Source organism: Streptomyces sp. NPDC032091 (assembly GCF_055580265.1).
In genome coordinates this window covers 54,911-71,355 of the sequence record NZ_JBVILR010000017.1, presented here as the reverse complement: position 1 = coordinate 71,355, position 16,445 = coordinate 54,911, and the positions used below count along the sequence as shown (strand labels likewise).

13 protein-coding genes are annotated in these 16,445 nt (G+C 74.0%); 6 read left to right on the top strand and 7 right to left on the bottom strand.

Going from position 1 to position 16,445, the window contains the following annotated elements; translation table 11 throughout:
- Positions 1–125: 125 nt before the first annotated feature.
- Positions 126–563 (top strand): MarR family winged helix-turn-helix transcriptional regulator, encoded by a 438-nt coding sequence (locus ACZ5NJ_RS25385; RefSeq protein ID WP_042820695.1) that lies wholly within the window; start codon positions 126–128, stop codon positions 561–563.
- 25 nt (positions 564–588) lie between these two features.
- Positions 589–1,947, top strand: a complete 1,359-nt coding sequence (locus tag ACZ5NJ_RS25380) for an MFS transporter (protein ID WP_468767500.1) — start codon at positions 589–591, stop codon at positions 1,945–1,947.
- 25 nt (positions 1,948–1,972) lie between these two features.
- Here ACZ5NJ_RS25380 and ACZ5NJ_RS25375 read toward each other — a convergent pair whose 3' ends face one another.
- From ACZ5NJ_RS25375 to serC, 4 genes are all read right to left on the bottom strand, one after another.
- Positions 1,973–5,101, bottom strand: a complete 3,129-nt coding sequence (locus tag ACZ5NJ_RS25375; protein ID WP_468767499.1) for a sacsin N-terminal ATP-binding-like domain-containing protein — start codon at positions 5,099–5,101, stop codon at positions 1,973–1,975.
- A 59-nt stretch (positions 5,102–5,160) separates the two neighbouring features.
- Positions 5,161–5,781, bottom strand: a complete 621-nt coding sequence (locus ACZ5NJ_RS25370; protein WP_468767498.1) for a class F sortase — start codon at positions 5,779–5,781, stop codon at positions 5,161–5,163.
- Positions 5,774–6,460 carry a hypothetical protein gene (locus ACZ5NJ_RS25365; RefSeq protein ID WP_468767497.1) on the bottom strand — a complete coding sequence of 229 codons (687 nt, stop codon included), beginning with the start codon at positions 6,458–6,460 and terminating at the stop codon, positions 5,774–5,776. Before ACZ5NJ_RS25365 ends, ACZ5NJ_RS25370 begins: the two co-directional genes overlap by 8 nt.
- 307 nt (positions 6,461–6,767) lie before the next feature.
- Positions 6,768–7,886, bottom strand: coding sequence for a phosphoserine transaminase (serC, locus tag ACZ5NJ_RS25360; protein WP_468767496.1), 1,119 nt, complete (start codon positions 7,884–7,886; stop codon positions 6,768–6,770).
- Between the two features lie 95 nt (positions 7,887–7,981).
- Here serC and ACZ5NJ_RS25355 point away from each other — a divergent pair, with 95 nt between their 5' ends.
- Both ACZ5NJ_RS25355 and ACZ5NJ_RS25350 read left to right on the top strand, forming a co-directional pair.
- Positions 7,982–10,753 (top strand): FAD-binding and (Fe-S)-binding domain-containing protein, encoded by a 2,772-nt coding sequence (locus ACZ5NJ_RS25355; RefSeq protein ID WP_468767495.1) that lies wholly within the window; start codon positions 7,982–7,984, stop codon positions 10,751–10,753.
- Between the two features lie 47 nt (positions 10,754–10,800).
- A complete protein-coding gene (locus ACZ5NJ_RS25350) occupies positions 10,801–11,757 on the top strand; it encodes an EamA family transporter (RefSeq protein WP_468767494.1) in 957 nt (318 codons plus the stop codon).
- 430 nt (positions 11,758–12,187) lie between these two features.
- Here the strand turns inward: ACZ5NJ_RS25350 and ACZ5NJ_RS25345 are convergent, their stop codons facing one another.
- Both ACZ5NJ_RS25345 and ACZ5NJ_RS25340 read right to left on the bottom strand, forming a co-directional pair.
- Entirely contained in the window at positions 12,188–12,553 is a 366-nt protein-coding gene (locus ACZ5NJ_RS25345; protein WP_468767493.1) for a hypothetical protein, read from the bottom strand.
- A gap of 14 nt (positions 12,554–12,567) precedes the next feature.
- Complete coding sequence (locus tag ACZ5NJ_RS25340) at positions 12,568–13,824, bottom strand: helix-turn-helix transcriptional regulator (protein ID WP_468767492.1); 1,257 nt, start codon at positions 13,822–13,824, stop codon at positions 12,568–12,570.
- Between the two features lie 143 nt (positions 13,825–13,967).
- Between ACZ5NJ_RS25340 and ACZ5NJ_RS25335 the strand changes: the two genes are divergently transcribed.
- Positions 13,968–14,120, top strand: coding sequence for a hypothetical protein (locus tag ACZ5NJ_RS25335; protein ID WP_468767491.1), 153 nt, complete (start codon positions 13,968–13,970; stop codon positions 14,118–14,120).
- Positions 14,113–14,370 (top strand): hypothetical protein, encoded by a 258-nt coding sequence (locus ACZ5NJ_RS25330; protein WP_468767490.1) that lies wholly within the window; start codon positions 14,113–14,115, stop codon positions 14,368–14,370. The genes ACZ5NJ_RS25335 and ACZ5NJ_RS25330 overlap by 8 nt, the downstream gene beginning before the upstream one ends.
- Positions 14,371–14,824: 454 nt before the next feature.
- Here ACZ5NJ_RS25330 and ACZ5NJ_RS25325 read toward each other — a convergent pair whose 3' ends face one another.
- On the bottom strand, positions 14,825–16,441 hold the full coding sequence (locus tag ACZ5NJ_RS25325; RefSeq protein ID WP_468767489.1) for a CocE/NonD family hydrolase: 1,617 nt from the start codon (positions 16,439–16,441) through the stop codon (positions 14,825–14,827).
- Between the last annotated feature and the right edge of the window lie 4 nt (positions 16,442–16,445).

Below are 16,445 nucleotides of genomic sequence, written 5' to 3'. Positions count from 1 at the left end.
TGCGCCCCTTTTCACGCCGGACTCACCCGTACGAGTGATCCGGTCGGATCCCGTCTCCGGGCCCTTCCCCGGCCGTCCGTCAGCCCCCGCGTTCGTTAGCCAGAGTAATGAGTTATTCTAAGTACATGCCAGACCTCTCCCATGGCGACGACGCTGCCGCCGTGAACGATCTCCGCTCCGCCGTGATGCGGCTGGGCCGGCGCCTGAAGCACCAGCGCGTCGACGAATCGCTGAGCCCGACCGAGATGTCGGTCCTCGGCACCCTCGCCCGCTGCGGCCAGGCCACCCCCGGTGAGCTCGCCCGCAAGGAGCACGTCCAGCCGCCGTCGATGACCCGCATCGTCGCGTTGCTGGAGGCCAAGGGACTGGTCAGGCTGGAACCGCACCCCGACGACCGCCGCCAGAAGGTGGTCAGCCAGACGGAGGAGGCCGAGGCGATGCTCGAAGAGAGCCGCCGCAAGCGCAACGCCTTCCTGGCCGGGCTCGCCGCCGAGCTCACCGAGGACGAATGGGCCAAGCTCCGCGCCGCCGCCCCCGTCCTGGAGAAGCTCGCGCACCTTTAGGAACGACGCCAGGAGGCGAACGCTTTTGAGTACCGGAACCGGAGGGAACTCCGCACCCGGCCACCTACCCACCCCCCAGACCCCGAGCGGGAACAGAGGACCGGGCACCCGCTCGAACTCCATGTTCAGCTCACTGAAGATCCGGAACTACCGGCTCTTCGCCGCGGGCCAGGTCGTCTCGAACACGGGCACCTGGATGCAGCGCATCGCGCAGGACTGGCTGGTCCTCTCCCTGACCGGCTCCGCGTCCGCCGTGGGCGTGACCATCGCCCTGCAGTTCCTGCCGATGCTGCTGTTCGGCCTCTACGGAGGCGTCCTCGCCGACCGGCTGCCCAAGCGGCCGCTGCTGATCGCCACCCAGACCGCGATGGGCCTGACCGGCGTCGCGCTGGCCGCCCTCACCCTGGCCGGGAACGTCCAGGTGTGGCACGTCTACCTCGCCGCGTTCCTGCTCGGCCTGGTCACCGTCGTGGACAACCCGGCCCGGCAGACCTTCGTCTCCGAGATGGTCGGCCCCGCGCAGGTCGCCAACGCGGTCAGCCTGAACTCCGCGAACTTCCAGTCCGCGCGGCTGGTCGGCCCGGCGATCGCCGGTGTGCTGATCACCGCCGTCGGCTCCGGCTGGGCCTTCCTGCTGAACGGGCTGTCCTTCGCGGCGCCGATCGCCGCGCTGCTGATGATGCGCACCCGCGAGCTGTACCGGGTCGAGACCCAGCCGCGCGCCAAGGGGCAGCTGCGGGAGGGCCTGCGCTACGTCGCCGGCCGGCCCGAGCTGGTCTGGCCGATCGTCCTGGTCGGCTTCATCGGCACCTTCGGCTTCAACTTCCCGATCTGGCTGTCGGCCTTCGTCGACGACGTCTTCCACGGGGACGCGGGCACCTACGGCGTGTTCAACACCCTGATCGCGGCCGGTTCCCTGGCCGGCGCCCTGCTCGCCGCCCGCCGCGGCAACACCCGGCTGCGGCTGCTGGTGACGGCGGCGGTGCTGTTCTCCGTCCTGCTGCTGGTGACGGCGTTCGCACCCGGCTTCTGGCTGTTCGCGGCGCTGCTCGTGCCCGTCGGGATGTTCGGGCTGACGGTCAACGTGGTGGCGAACTCCAGCGTCCAGATGGCCACCGACCCCGAGATGCGGGGCCGGGTCATGGCCCTGTACATGATGGTGTTCACCGGAGGCACCCCCGTCGGGGCCCCGCTGGTCGGGTGGATCACCGACACCTACGGCGCCCGGCTGGGCATGGCCGCGGGCGGCCTGGTCTCCCTGGCGGCCGCGGTGGCCGTGGGCCTGATCCTGCGCCGCGTCGGCAACCTGCGCCTGCGCGTCGGCCGCCACGGGCTCACGTTCGTCCCGGCGACCCCGCAGCGCGAGCTGGCCCCGGCGGCGTAGGCCGGGGCCGTCCCTGGGGGGTTGCCTAGTCGAACCACCTGTCCCGCGCGAGTTCCGCCGTGCGGGACGGGTCCTCCAGGAGGGCCGCGACCTCGAAGCGGCGGGGCCACTGGGACGCCGCCCAGGCCAGGCCCGCCGCCACGCCCTCCAGGGTGGCCGCGTGCAGCACCCCGTCCGGGGTGAGCCGCCAGTCCAGCTCGGTGCCGCCCGCCACCAGCTCCTCGTGCTCCACGTACGTCTCCGGGGTGGCCGGGCCCAGCAGCACCCGTACCGGGTCCGGGACCTCGTGGACCTCGCCCGGCGTCGTCACCTCCGCCGGGACCGTCTCCGACAGCCGCCGCACCTGGAACAGCTCCGCCAGGTCCGCCGCCCGGGCGGGGGCCACCGGCAGCAGCGGCAGGCCCTCCGTCAGGGGCAGCAGGTCGGGGGCGTCGCAGACGACCGCCTCGGCCGCGTCCACCACGACCACCTCCCCGTCCACCACCGCCCGCAGCTCGTCCGGGAGCGTCACCTGCTCCGGGTCCAGGTCGGCCAGCGCCCCGTACAGCCCGTGCAGCTGCCGGCCCGACACCTCGCGGTCGGGGTCGGCGAGGCGGCCCAGCAGCTCGGCCGCTCCGCCCGGCTCCTCCAGCAGGGCCCGCACCGTGGTGCGCACGCCCAGGGCCCGCAGCACCTGCTCGTCCTCGAAGCCCGTCGCGTCCGCCGGGGTGTACAGGCCCGCCAGCAGCGGGTCGCCGCCCGCCGCGCGCAGCCCCGCCGGGCGGCGGCCGTCGAGCACCGGGTGGTCGCGCAGCCACCAGGCGGTGTACGGGCGTACCGACTGCGTCGTGCCGTCGGGGAGCAGGACCCGCACCGGCTGGGTGAGGGCGTCGCGCAGCGGGGGCTGGGCGAGCATCGCCAGGGCCTGGGGCCAGCGGTCGTCGTCGACGAGGTCGAGGTCCCGTACGGCGACCAGTTCGGTGGCGACCGGCGGCACGGGGGAGTCGGGGAGCTGGTCGAGGATGTCCTCGCACCACACGTCGACGGCGTCGAGCAGTCCGGCGTCGTCGGGTTCGGCGTAGTCGCCCTCGCGGGGCTCCAGCTCGTCGGGGTCGAGGACGACGTCGGTGGCGCGCACCAGCTGGAAGGTGGTCAGCACCCCGCAGGCGGCCAGGGTGTCGGCGTCCCAGCGGGCGGCGAGTTCCGGGTCCAGGTACGGGATCTCGTCCTCGCGGACGACGGAGGCGAGCGGGCTGCCGGCGAGGAGGAGTTCCCCGGCCGGGGTCGGTTCGCCGTCCTCGTCGGGCAGGGCCAGCGCACCCAGCCAGGGTTCGTCGCCGGGGGCCAGGCCGGCGTCGCGGACCAGGGTCAGGACGATCTCGGCGAGCTCGTCGGCGTCGGGGGTGTCGGAGTCCTCGTCCCAGATCTCGCCCGCGTCCAGCGAGCCGGCCACCGCGGCCCGGATCTGCGGGGTGGTCAGGACGGCGCGGGCGGTGGCGGGGAGGGCGCCCAGCTTCTCCAGCAGCAGGTGCGCGGCGTCCGGGTGGGCCACCTTCAGGCCGAGGCGGGCCAGGTCCGCCGGGGTGTCCGTGCCGGGCAGCAGGATGTGGCGCGGGCCGATGGCGGTACGGCCGTCGGCGAGGGGGACGGGCAGGCCCGAGAGCCGGTCCGGGTCGACGCCGGCCAGGGTGTCGTAGAGGTCGTGCCACCACTGCGGGGTGCGCTCGATGCCGGCGATCCGCTCGATGGCCTCGCCGAGCGGGAGCCGGCCCACGCCCAGGGTGCGCAGCTCGGGCCGGCGCTCCAGCCCGGCGGGCAGCAGGGTGGGGAGGACCTCCGCGAGGACCCGTACGGTGTCGGCTCCGGCGCCCTCGACCACCTCGGCCTCGAAGGGGCGCAGCCGGGTGAGCTCCTCGGACGGGGCGGCGGGGGCGAGGAAGCCGGTGCGCGGGAGCCGCCGCAGGACGGCGGCGCGCAGGGCTCCGTCGAGCTCGCCCTTGCCGAGGGGGCCGGGGACGAGGTCCACGAGGGCGGGGGTCACCGGGTCCCAGGCGGCGAGGAGTTCGGCGTAGGCGTCGGCGGCGCGCTCCACGAGGAACTCGGCCAGCGGGCCGGGCGCGTGGTGGCGGCGGGAGGTGTCCATCGGCAGGGAGGCGATGAGCAGGGCCGGGATGCCGAGGGGTTCGTCGGTGGGGGTGGGGGCGTGGACGACGGGCGCGGTGCGGGGGCTTCCGGGTGCGCCGTCGGAGTCGACGGGGACGGCCCAGGTGACGCTCCAGGTGGGCCGCAGCCGCTCCTCGACGGGCCGGTCGGCGAGGAGTTCGCGCTCGATGGGGCCGGTGCGGCGGACGGTGCGCCAGCGGTGGGTGCCGGAGGCGGAGTCCTCGATGACGGTGTAGGGGCCGTCGGTGTGCCGGTAGAGGGTGCGGGTGCCGCCGGCGGGGGTGTCCACGACGACTTCGGTCAGCCCGGGGAGGGTGAGGAGGAGGGCGTCGTCGACTTCGTGCAGGAGGCGTTCGGCGAGGGCTTCGGCGGCGGCGTCGCGCAACGGGAGGACGACGACGGTGTCGTAGCCGTCGGGGGCGGTGCCCTCGGCGGGCAGCGGCAGGCGCAGGAGCGGGACGTGGCCGTCGCGGCGGCGGAGTTCGTCGCCGAGGCCGGGGCTGAAGTGGGCGGCCTCGCGGGCCATTTCGCGGGCTTCGGCGAGGGACCAGCGCACCCCGCCGTGCCGGCCGAGGACGGCGGGCTCGTCGGAGACGGCGAGGACGGCGGCGAAGCCGACGCCGAACCGGCCGACGGTGTCGGCGGCGGAGGCGCCCTCGCGCTTGGCGGAGGCGCGCAGGGTGCTGAGCGACTCGACGCCCGTCGCGTCGAGCGGGGCACCGGTGTTGGCGACGGCGAGCACGCCGTGGCCGCCCTCGCCGGGGACGGCGGGGTGCAGGGTGAGCCGCAGCCGGCCGGGGACGCGGCCGCGGGCGGCGGCGTCGGAGGCGTTCTGGGCCAGCTCGACCACGAGCCGGTCGCGGTAGCCGCCGAGCGCCAGGTCCTCCTCGGCGTTGGCGTCCTCGCGGAACCGGGCGGGTCCGGCGGCCCACGCGTCGAGCACCGCCCGCCGCAGCCGGGCGGTGCTGAAGGGGTCCAGGCCGCTCTGGGCCGCCGTCACTCGCACGTTCACGCCGCTGCCTCCATGCTGTGCTGCCTCCACGTCCTGCTGTGAAGGTATCGCGTGGGCGACTACGTCTTGGCCGTGAGGTGGGCGAACACGACGACGTCGGAGTCCCAGTGGCGGTCCGCGGTGAGGGCGCCGCCGCAGGTGATGAGGCGGAGTTCGGCCTTGCCGTGGGTGTCCCCGTAGACCCGGGAGGTGGGGAAGGCGTCCTTCTTGAAGGTGTCCACGGCGTCGACGGTGAAGACGGCGGTGGTGCCGTCGGTGCGGTGGACGTCGATCTCCCCGCCCCGGGCGATGTCCTTGAGGCGGAAGAAGACGGCCCGGGGCGCCTGCGGGGTGTCCATGTGCCCGACGATCGCGGCGGCGCCGGGTTCGCCGGGGGTGGGGCCCTCCCGGTACCAGGCGGCGTCCTGGGGTCTGGCGAAGTCGGGTGCGCGCATGACGCCTTGGGGGTCGAGGCCGACGGCGTCGAGGGGGGCGTCGATGTGCAGGGAGGGGATGGAGACGCGGTCCGGGACGGAGGGCGGGAGGGCGGAGACGGCGGCGGGGGCGGCCTCGTTCCCGGAGGCGTCGTCGCCGGCGGCGCAGCCCGTGCCGAGGGCGGCGGCCAGGGCGGCGGCCCCGGCCAGGGCGGCGGCGCGGCGGGCGCGGCCGCCCTGGCCGCGGGCGGGGGCGGGCTCAGGCACCGGCGGGGGCCTGGCCGGTGTTGACGGAGCCCTTGGGCGTCCTGTGCTCGCCGGGGGTCAGGGGCCGGAGGGGCTTGGCGCCGGGGCCGGCCTTGGCCTCGACGGAGAACTTCACGGTGTCGAACTTCTTGCCGCCGGCGAAGGCGGCGGACTTCACGTACGCCTCCTTCTCGGAGCTCTTCACGGTGATGACGACCTTGTCGCCGGGCCGTCCGAAGTCGGTGGACAGCCGGAGGGCGGAGGGCGCGGGGGTCGGCTCGGGCTGGGGGGAGCCGGCCTTGACGGTCAGCTGCGTGGTGGCCCGGAGCTTGGCGCCGTCGGGGGCGGAGCCGGTGAGGGCGACACCGTAGCCGCCGTCCTTGACGTGGGCGACGGTGGCGGTGGCGGTCCAGGTGCCGTCCTGGCCGGGGCTGAGCCTGACGGCGCCGAGCGCGGACGAGGACACGGCCAGGCTCTTCGATCCGGCGGGGGCGGTCACCGTGACGCTGATCGCGTCGCCGGGCTTCACGGCGGAGCTCGGGACCGTCACGGACGCCTTGGCGGCGGGGGTGCTCGCGGACGGGGAGGGGGACGGGCCGCTCTCGGCGGCGAAGGCGGTGGTGGCGGCGCCGCCGGCGACGGCCAGCGTGGAGGCGAGGGCTATCGCCGAGAGGGTGCGTACGGTGCGTGCCTTGCGCATGGGATCTCCTCCTGAACGGGCGGCCGGGATTTTTCCCGGCACACCAGACATGAGGGACATTCCACCGGCTCGGTTGCGCCCGCCTCCCGCCCCCGGCGGGCCCCCTGCCGAAGGTCCCGCGCCGGGAACATGCAGGCGGCAGGGCGGATGGAGGAGGTCCGTTTGCATGCTCTTTGCCCTGATTTTTGGGACCAAGGTCCCGGCGCCCGGGCCCCTGGAACGGAGCCCCGGAACCTGGAACGGCAGGAGCCCCCGGCGCCGGAACGGCACCGGGGGCTCCCCGCGCGTCAGCGGACGCGGACCACGGTCAGAGGCGCTCGATCACGTAGTCGACGCACGCCGTCAGCGCCTGCACGTCCGCCGGGTCGATCGCCGGGAACATCGCGACGCGGAGCTGGTTGCGGCCGAGCTTGCGGTACGGCTCGGTGTCCACGACGCCGTTGGCGCGCAGCACCTTCGCCACCGCCGCCGCGTCGATCTCGTCGTCGAAGTCGATCGTGCCGATGACCGCCGAGCGCTTGTCGGCGTCCTGCACGAACGGGCTCGCGTACTTCGACGCCTCCGCCCAGCCGTACAGGTGGGCCGCGCTGGCCGCCGTACGGGAGGTGGTGAACTCCAGGCCGCCCTGGCCGTTCATCCACTCCAGCTGCTGGTCCAGCAGGAACAGGGTGGCCAGAGCCGGGGTGTTGTACGTCTGGTTCTTCAGCGAGTTGTCGATCGCCGTCGGCAGCGAGAAGAACTCGGGGATGTGCCGGCCCGACGCGTGCACGCGCGCGGCGCGCTCCAGGGCGGCCGGGGAGAACGCGGCCAGCCACAGGCCGCCGTCCGAGGCGAAGGACTTCTGCGGCGCGAAGTAGTAGACGTCGGTCTCGGTGATGTCCACGGGCAGACCGCCCGCACCCGAGGTCGCGTCCACCAGCACCAGCGAACCGGCGTCGGCGCCCGCGACGCGCTTGACCGGCGCCGCGACACCCGTCGAGGTCTCGTTGTGCGTGTACGCGTACACGTCCACACCCGCCTCCGCCACCGGCTCGGGGTGCGTGCCCGGCTCGGAGGAGATGACGGACGGCTCGTCCAGCCACGGCGCGAGCTTCGCGGCCTTGGCGAACTTGGACGAGAACTCGCCGAAGGTCAGGTGCTGGGACTTCCGCTCGATGAGACCGGCGGTCGCGATGTCCCAGAAGGCGGTGGAGCCGCCGTTGCCCAGGATCACCTCGTAGCCCTCGGGGAGGGAGAAGAGGTCCCGGAGGCCCTGGCGCACCGAGCCGACCAGGTTCTTGACCGGGGCCTGGCGGTGGGAGGTACCGAGCAGGGAGTTACCGGTGGCGGCGAGGGCGTCCAGCGCCTCGGTCCGCACCTTGGAGGGGCCCGCGCCGAAGCGTCCGTCGGCGGGCTTGATGTCAGCGGGAATCTGGATCTCAGCCACGAGCGGAGCGTATCGGGTCCCGGACCGGGCGTCGGAAGCGCGTCCACCCGGTGAGACACGGGCGGGTGATACGCGGGGGATGGGAGGGTGTGTCCGTGACGTCTCCAGGCGAACTCGAACGGACCCTGCGGGCCGAGCTGCGCGGGGAGGTGGACTTCGGCGCCGCCGCACGCGCCCTGATGACCATGGACGCCTCCAACTACCGGCGCGTACCGGTCGGCGTCGTCGCCCCGCGCGACGCCGAGGACGTGGCGGCGGCGCTGCGGGTGTGCGCCGAGGCCGGCGTCCCCGTCGTCCCGCGCGGCGGCGGCACCTCCATCGCCGGGCAGGCGACCGGCACCGGGGTGGTCCTCGACCTCACCCGGCACATGGACGCCTTGGTGTCGGTCGACCCGGCCGCCCGCACCGCCGTCGTCCAGCCCGGTCTCGTCCTCGACCGGCTCCGGGAGGCGGTGCGCCCGTACGGGCTGACCTTCGGCCCCGACCCGTCCACGCACTCCCGCTGCACCCTCGGCGGCATGATCGGCAACAACGCCTGCGGAGCCCACTCCGTGGCCTGGGGCACCACCGCCGACAACGTGGCCGAGCTGGCGGTGACCGCGTACGGCGGCGCCGCCCACCGCCTCGCCGACGGCTGGACGGGAGCCCCGCCGGGCCTGCGGGAACTGGTCGACGGGAACCTCGCGGTCCTGCGGACGGGACTGGGCCCCGGCTTCTCCCGGCGCATCTCCGGCTACGGCGGCCTGGACGCCCTCCTCCCCGAACGCGGAACCCGCCTCGCCCGCGCCTTCTGCGGCAGCGAGGGCACCCTCGGGGTGGTCACCGAGGCGGTGGTGCGCCTCGTGGAACTCCCGCCCGCCCCCGCCCTCGCGGTGCTCGGCTACCCCGACGAGAGCGCCGCTGCCGACGCCGCCGCCGGGCTGCTGCCGTACGGGCCGCTCACGGTGGAGGGCATGGCCCGGGACCTGGTCCGCGGCGCCGCCGGACTGCCCCGCGGCGGGGCCTGGCTGTTCGTCGAGACCCGGGACGAGGGGGCCGCGCGCGCCCTCGTACGGGCCGCCGACGCCCTCGACGCCCTGGTCGTCGCGGACCCGGCGGGGCAGCGGGCCCTGTGGCGGCTGCGCGAGGACGCCGCCGGCACCGCGACCCGGATGCCCGACGGGAGCATGGCCTGGCCCGGCTGGGAGGACTGCGCCGTCCCCCCGGCCCGGCTGGGCGCCTACCTGCGGGCGTTCCGCGCCCTGCTCGCCGCGCACGGGCTGCGCGGCACCCCGTACGGGCACTTCGGCGAGGGCTGCGTCCACGTCCGCATCGACTTCGACCTGGCCTCCGCCGCGGGCGTGTCCCGCTTCCGTGCCTTCTCCGGCGACCTCGCCGACCTGGTCGTCGCCCACGGGGGCTCCCTGTCGGGGGAACACGGCGACGGCCAGGCCCGGGCGGAGCTGCTGCCGCGCATGTACCCGCCGGAGGTGATCGGCCTCTTCGCGGCGTACAAGGACGTGTGGGACCCAGCGGGCGGCATGAACCCCGGCGTACTGGTCCGCCCCGCGAGGCTCGACGAGAACCTCCGCTTCGCGGTCCTGCCCCCGACCCCCTTCGGCGACGGGGTCGCCCGCTGCGTCGGCGTCGCGAAGTGCCGCACGCGCGAGACGGGCGGGCCCGGCGTGATGTGCCCGTCGTACCGGGCCACGGGCGAGGAGAGGCACTCCACGCGCGGCCGCGCCCGGCTCCTCCACGAGATGCTCGCCGGGGAGATCGTCCGCGACGGGTGGCGCTCGCCGGAGGTGGCCGAGGCACTCGACCTGTGCCTGGGCTGCAAGGGCTGCCTCAGCGACTGCCCGGTCGGGGTGGACATGGCCACGTACAAGTCCCAGTTCCTCGACCACCACTGGCGCGGCCGCCCGCGCCCCCTGTCCCACTACCTCCTGGGCGGCCTGCCGACCTGGCTCCGGCTGATCGCCGCCCTCAGGGCGGCCCGCCCGGCCAACGCGGCCGGCCGGCTCCTGCGGGTACCGGGGCTGACCCGGGAACGGCCGCTGCCGCAGGTGGCGGGGACGCCGTTCCGGCGGTGGTGGCGGTCCCGCCCGACGTCCGCCGAGGGACACCACGGGCAGGGGCGGGGCGGGGCAAGCCGCCCGCAGGGCAGCCCGCCCCCGCCCCGGGTCACCCTCTTCCCGGACACCTTCACCAACCACCTCACCCCCGAAACGGCCCGCGCGGCCCTCCGTGTGCTGGCCGCCGCAGGCCTCCCCACCACCCTCCCCGCCGGCGGCCACCCCTGCTGCGCCCTCACCTACATCTCCACCGGCCGCCTCACCACCGCCCGCAAGGTCCTGCGCCGCACCCTCGACACCCTCGGCGAGGTGGAGGGCGTCGTCCTCGTCCTGGAACCCAGCTGCGCCGCCGCCCTCCGCACCGACCTCCCCGCCCTCCTCCCCGACGACCCCCGCGCCCACCGCCTCGCCGCGGCGGTCCGCACCCTCGCCGAAACCCTGGAGGAGCACGCCCCCCACTGGACCCCGCCCCGCCTGGACCGGCCCGTCGCCGGGCAGACCCACTGCCACCAGCACGCCGTCCTCGGCGACACCGCCGACCGGCGGCTGCGCGAACGCGCCGGCCTCACCGGCGAGCTCAGCGGCGGCTGCTGCGGCCTCGCGGGCAACTTCGGCTTCGAGCCGGGCCACCACGCCGTCTCCGTCGCCTGCGCGGAAGAACAGCTCCTGCCGTCCCTGCGCGCCGCCACCCCCGACACCGCCGTCCTGGCGGACGGCTTCTCCTGCCGCACCCAGATCGCCCAGCTCTCCGGCCACCGCGCCCGCCACCTGGCGGAGCTCCTCGCGGAAGCCCTTCCGCCGGACCCGATGTAAGCCAGCACACGCAGGCACGACCCTTACCTACCCCTTAATCTGGAGAAATGCCCGCACTCTCCCCGTCCCCCGCGACCACCCCCACCCCCGCACGGCCCTCCACCTCCGCCGCCGCCCCCGCCTCCGCCCGCGTCCCCGCCCGTGTCCCGCGGGGCGGCGGGCGCTTCGGCCCGGTGGCACTCGTCGTCGCGGCCGGCGTCTCGGTGCAGTTCGGCGCCGCCCTCGCGGTCATGATCATGCCCAGGGCGGGCGCGGCCGGCGTGGTCACGCTGCGCCTCGCGGCCGCCGCGCTGGTGCTCCTGGCCGTCTGCCGGCCCAAGGTACGGGGCTACACGCGCGCCGACTGGGGCACCGTCGTCGCCTTCGGCGTGGCCATGGCGGGCATGAACGGCCTCTTCTACCAGTCCATCGACCGCATCCCCCTCGGCCCGGCGGTCACCCTGGAGGTGCTCGGCCCGCTGGCCCTCTCGGTCGTCGTCTCCCGCCGCCTGGTGAACCTCCTGTGGGCGGCCCTGGCCCTGGGCGGCGTCGTCCTCCTCTCCGGCCACGGCGGCGGAGGCCTCGGCTTCGGCTCCCTGGACCCGCTCGGCGCGGCCTTCGCGTTGGGCGCCGGCGCGATGTGGGCGGCGTACATCGTCTTCAGCGCCCGCACCGGCCGCCGCTTCCCCCAGGCGGACGGCCTGGCCCTGGCGATGGCGGTGGCGGCGGTCCTCTCCCTCCCCCTGGGCGTGGCCCAGGCGGGCTCCGCCCTCCTGGTCCCGAGCACCCTGGCCCTGGGCCTCGGCGTGGCGGTCCTCTCCTCGGTACTCCCCTACACCCTGGAACTCCTCGCCCTCCGCCGCCTCCCGGCCCCGACGTTCGCGATCCTGATGAGCCTGGAACCGGCCATCGCCGCCACGGCCGGCCTCCTGGTCCTCCACCAGTCCATGTCCCTGCTGGACGCCTCGGCGATCGCCCTGGTCATCGCGGCCAGCATGGGCGCGGTACGGGCCCAGCGGGGCTGAGGGGAGGGGCGGGGCGGGGCCGGGGGTGGGCGGGGCCCCCTTGAGCGGTCTCAGGGAGGGGTTGGGGCTTTCCCGTCAGTCTCATCGTCCTTCCGTGTCGGGCCGGCCTGTCAAGGGCGCTCCCTTCGGTCGCGTCGCTACGCGATGGCCTTCGGCCACCCTTGACAGGCCGTCCCGCCACGGAAAAACGAAGACTGCCGGGAAACCCCCAAAGAAACGGGACGGATGTACCTGAGACATCCGGCCGTGTCAGGGAGCAGGCGAGGTCGTCGGGGGCCGCCTGACCGGGCATCCGGCCCCCTCACGAGCGCAATCGGGGACGACCCACGCGTCAGATCGCTACGCGCTCCTCATTTCTCAGCGTCCGGCGGCCGTCCGGGGCCGCTGCCCGCAAGAAATGCCAGTCAGAGAGGCATAGAGGGGCATGCGCTCAGGTGAGGGACTTCTCGATGGTCTCGAAGATGTCCGCGTCGGTCTCTTGCTGCCAGGACGGCAGCTCGGGCCAGTCGGCCACGTAGCCCGGCTTCGGGGCGTCGAAGTGCTTGAACATCTGGGCGGTCCAGCAGGTGGCGACGAACCGGCCCTTCTGTTCGCGGGAGAGCCGGTCGGTCTTTCCACCGCTGATCTCGACGAAGTGGCGCACCTGCGCGTACACGGCACCTGCCGCCTCGCGCTCCCACTCCGGCGTGTCCGCCCATGGGGTCACATACCCGGCCTTCGGTTCACCGGGGAAGTGCTGCTGCACTCCCGCGATCCAGGCTTCCCGGAACAGTCGTGCGCCTTCGGTCTGCGACATACCAACCCCTCTCGTCACGATGAACTGAGCGCGGCGATCTCCGCCCCCAGCTCCGCAACGCGGTGATCTCGACTCAGCGGGCCGAACTCGTCGCACAGGCTCCGGAGTCTACGGAGGATGTAGCCCGACGATGAGGCTCGCGCCAGATCCAATGCCTCACGGGCATAGGTCAGGACCTGCTCGGGGTCTCGGCGCTTGGCCCCGATCACCGCCAGGTCGGCCAGTACGGCTCCCCTTCGGCGATACGAATGCCCGAAGGCCAGCGCCTTCTGGCCCAGGGCATTCTGGAGCGCATCCTCTGCCAGATCGAAGCGTCCTAGCTGTACATATCGGGCGCCGCGCTCCTCGGTCAGCCGTGTGCCGTCGAAACGGAGCCAGCCGCCATTCGAGCTTCCTTCGGCAAGATGGTGAACTTCCTCTGCCCGGGCAAGGGCCTTCTCGCATCCGGCCAAGTCCCCCATGCCTGCCAGTACCTCCGCCTGCACCGAGGCGACCCAGTGCCGTGTGGACACGGCGCTGTCGCCCCGATCCGCGACACGTTCCGCAGCGCGCAGCACCTCGGCCGCCTCGCGATACCGCTGCTCGGACACGTCCAGGTAGGCGTGACGCACGAGTGCGCAGGCCCACAGGTCGTATGCGCCGGCTTCCTTGCTCACGGAGGCGGCCAAGGCGTAGGAGGCTGCCGCGTTCCCGTACCGGTTGGCATCGAAGGCCACTTCGCCGGCCAGTTGGAAGAGGTCGGCCGCTGCGTTGAGGAGCGGGAGCGAGCTCCCCGCCCGTGCAGCGGACATGGCCTCCTGCAGAGTTGCCAGCTGGTCCCGAACCACGGGGTAGACCGTGCCCTTGGTTCGCGCGCGTTGGTAGACCTGCCAAAGGTGGTTGTTCATCCGGGCGAAGTCCGCCGGGTTGCCTCTGTGCACGCCGTCGGCCAGCGCCTCCGCCTCGCCGGGGGGAAAGGCGGTCAGCGCGCCGCTGATGGCGAGTATGCGGAGAAATTCACGGCGGATCATCTCGTCGGGGTCTCCCGCGCTCGCATGGTCGCTGGACTTCGGCCGTCCGGCCCCTCGCTCCACGGCTCGTGACGTCGGCAGGAGGGTTTCCAGCTCTTGAAAGCTGATGTCCAGGGTGTTTGCCAAGGCTGGTCGCCGACATGGCTGCGGCGAGATCTCGCCTCTCTCCCAGCGTCCGACCGTTGTACGGTCCACGCCGAGCAACTCGGCCAATTTCTCCTGACTGTAGCCCAGGGTCCTGCGCCGTTCCGACAGTCCCATACGACCTCTTCTTGTGCCCCTGAGCCGTGCACGGATCTGCCTCAAGCCTGCCGCATGGGTGCCGTGGAGGTCCGCTACTTGGACGGCTTTCCTGGGTGTTGCGGCAAACGACTTGGTTGCCGAACCGACGGAAGGGTGCAGACATGGGAACGTCCGACGTCGATCGGGATTGCGGCTCGACCGACCCCTTGCCCAGGGTGAAGGCCCCCGGCGACCCCGGTGCCGATCTCCTGGACCGCGCGCTCGCCGGTTGGGAGCGCTTCCTCGACACCTTCGAGGTCACGACCGATGAGTGAGCAGTACGAGTACGTCCCCCACCGCCTCCTGCGCCGCCGTGTCCGAGACGTCGCCTCCGGCGCCGAGGGCGTACTGATGGCCGTCGTCAACGAGAACGTCTCGGACTGCGCCACGTACGAACGTTGGATGGAACTCGCCTACATCCGGGGCGCATCCGGCCGCGAGTTCACCACCGCCGTCGACAACATCGTCCCCGCCTACGACCAGCCCAAGTCGGCCGCCGGGCGCCGGAATGGGAGAAGCGCGTAGCGATCTGCTGCGCCCCACCGTCCCGGATGACGCTCTCATCGTCCTTTCGTGCGGGTAGCGGCCCCAGACGGGCGGCGGACGCTAAGCCGGGAGGAGCGCGTAGCGATCTGATGCGTGGGTCGTCCCCGCTTGCGCTCGCGAGGGGGCCGGATGCCCGGTCTGCCGGCCCCCGACCACCTCGCCTGGTCCCTGAGTCCGCCGCATGCCAACCAATCCACCGTCCCGTTTCTTTGGGGGTTTCCCGGCAGTCTTCGTTTTTCCGTGGCGGGACGGTCTGTCAAGGGTGGCCGAAGGCCATCGCGCAGCGACGCGACGAAGGAGCGCCCTTGACAGGGCGGCCCGACGCGGAAGGACGATGAGACTGACGGGAAAGCCCCAACCCTCCCTGAGACCGCCCCGCCGGGACCCCGCCCACCCCCGACCCCGCCCCCCGTGCCGTCGTACAGCGCCCTCCTCACCCCACCGGCAGCTCCACGTACGACGGCGTCGGCTCCGGTGACGTGAACGACAGGGTGGCCCTCGGGAGGTTGGCGTCCGCGTAGAAGGGGTCGCGGGGGGTGAGGGCCAGCATCGGGCGGTGGCCCGGCGGGAGGTCGTACGCCGTCGGGTGGAGGTCGACGTCCGCGGTGATCAGGCTGTCCGGCGGGGCGTCCAGGTCGCTGAACGGGGCGTGGGTGATCAGGCGGGCCGAGCCGTCCGGGGCGAGGTCCAGGAGGTACGCGACGACGGTGGAGCCGGAGTTCGCCGCCCGGTAGGTGACGCGCAGGCGCGGGGTGCCGCGCAGGCGGGTGGTGTCCGCCGCCGGGGCGGCGGTCCAGACGGCCGTCGCGGTGCGGTCCACGGCGGCCGCGTCCGGGTAGCGCTTCGGCCGGCCCTCCAGTTCGGCGGACCCGGAGCGGGCGACGGTGTCGGCGACGGTGACCGGTGTCCCGACCCCGCACAGCACGACCGCCGCCCAGCCCGGGTCGGGTGCGTCGGCCAGTTCGCCGGTGCCGGTGAGGTGCAGGCGGCGGACGCGGCGGGTGGGGAGGGGCCAGGCGGGGGAGGGTTCGAGGGCGCGGGTCCACATCACCTCGGAGAGGACCTCCCCCTCCCCGTCGATGCCGTTGTCGACGCCGGCGAGGTGGTGGTCGAACCAGCGCAGGGCGTCCGTCCAGATCCGGTTCGGCAGTCCGGGCAGGCCGGTCATCTCGGGGCCGCAGTGGTCGCCGATGGACAGGTCGACGCGTTTGGGGCCGGTCAGCTCCCGGAACGTCCGCAGCACCTGGCCGGCCGGGAAGAGGGTGTCGTGCCAGGCCTGCGCGCAGAAGACGGGCACCCGTCGCCGGCCCAGCTCCTTGACGTGCGTGAACGGTGAGCGCTGCTCCGCCCACGCCAGGGCCTCCCGGAGGTCGCGGCCGGCGAGGACGTCCTCCAGGGCGCGCTCCGTCGGCCGGCTCAGCCGGGCCCGGGGGGAGGCGGTGAGGAGGGCGTGGACGGCGGCGGTGCGGCGGGTGCCGTTCTCGCGGAGCACCTCCCCGAGGTCGCCCCAGCCGCTGAGCGCGGCCACCGCGTCCACCCGGGCGTCGTGCGCGGCGACGAGCTGGGCGATGCCGGCGCCGTAGGAGACGCCGAGGAAGCCGATCCGGGTGACGGGTCCGGCGGCGCGTTCCAGGAGGTGGTCCAGGGCGTGCCGGCCGTCGGTGACGTCGAGCGGTCCGGCGCAGTCGGCGTGGCCCTCGGAGGCGGCGAACCCGCGCGGGCTGTAGGCGAGGACGTCGTAGCCGCGGACCGCGAACCGGGAGGCCTGGACGGCGTACGCGGGCCAGCCCAGGTCGCTCCACGGCGCGGGCATCACGACCACCGGCCGCGGTCCGGATCCGGTGTGCCGCCAGAGCGCGGCGTCGAGGAGGTCCCCGTCGGCGCCGGTCACCTTGCCCCGGCTGAAGACGGTGGCGGCCCGGACGGCCGTGGCCTCGGCGGCGCGTGCGGGCGGCAGACCGGCGGTCTCACCGGTTTCGAGGGCGGCGGCGAAGGCGGTGAGCGCGGTCGCGTCGAGTTCGGGGTACAGGGAGTGGGCGGCAGGGTGCACGTCG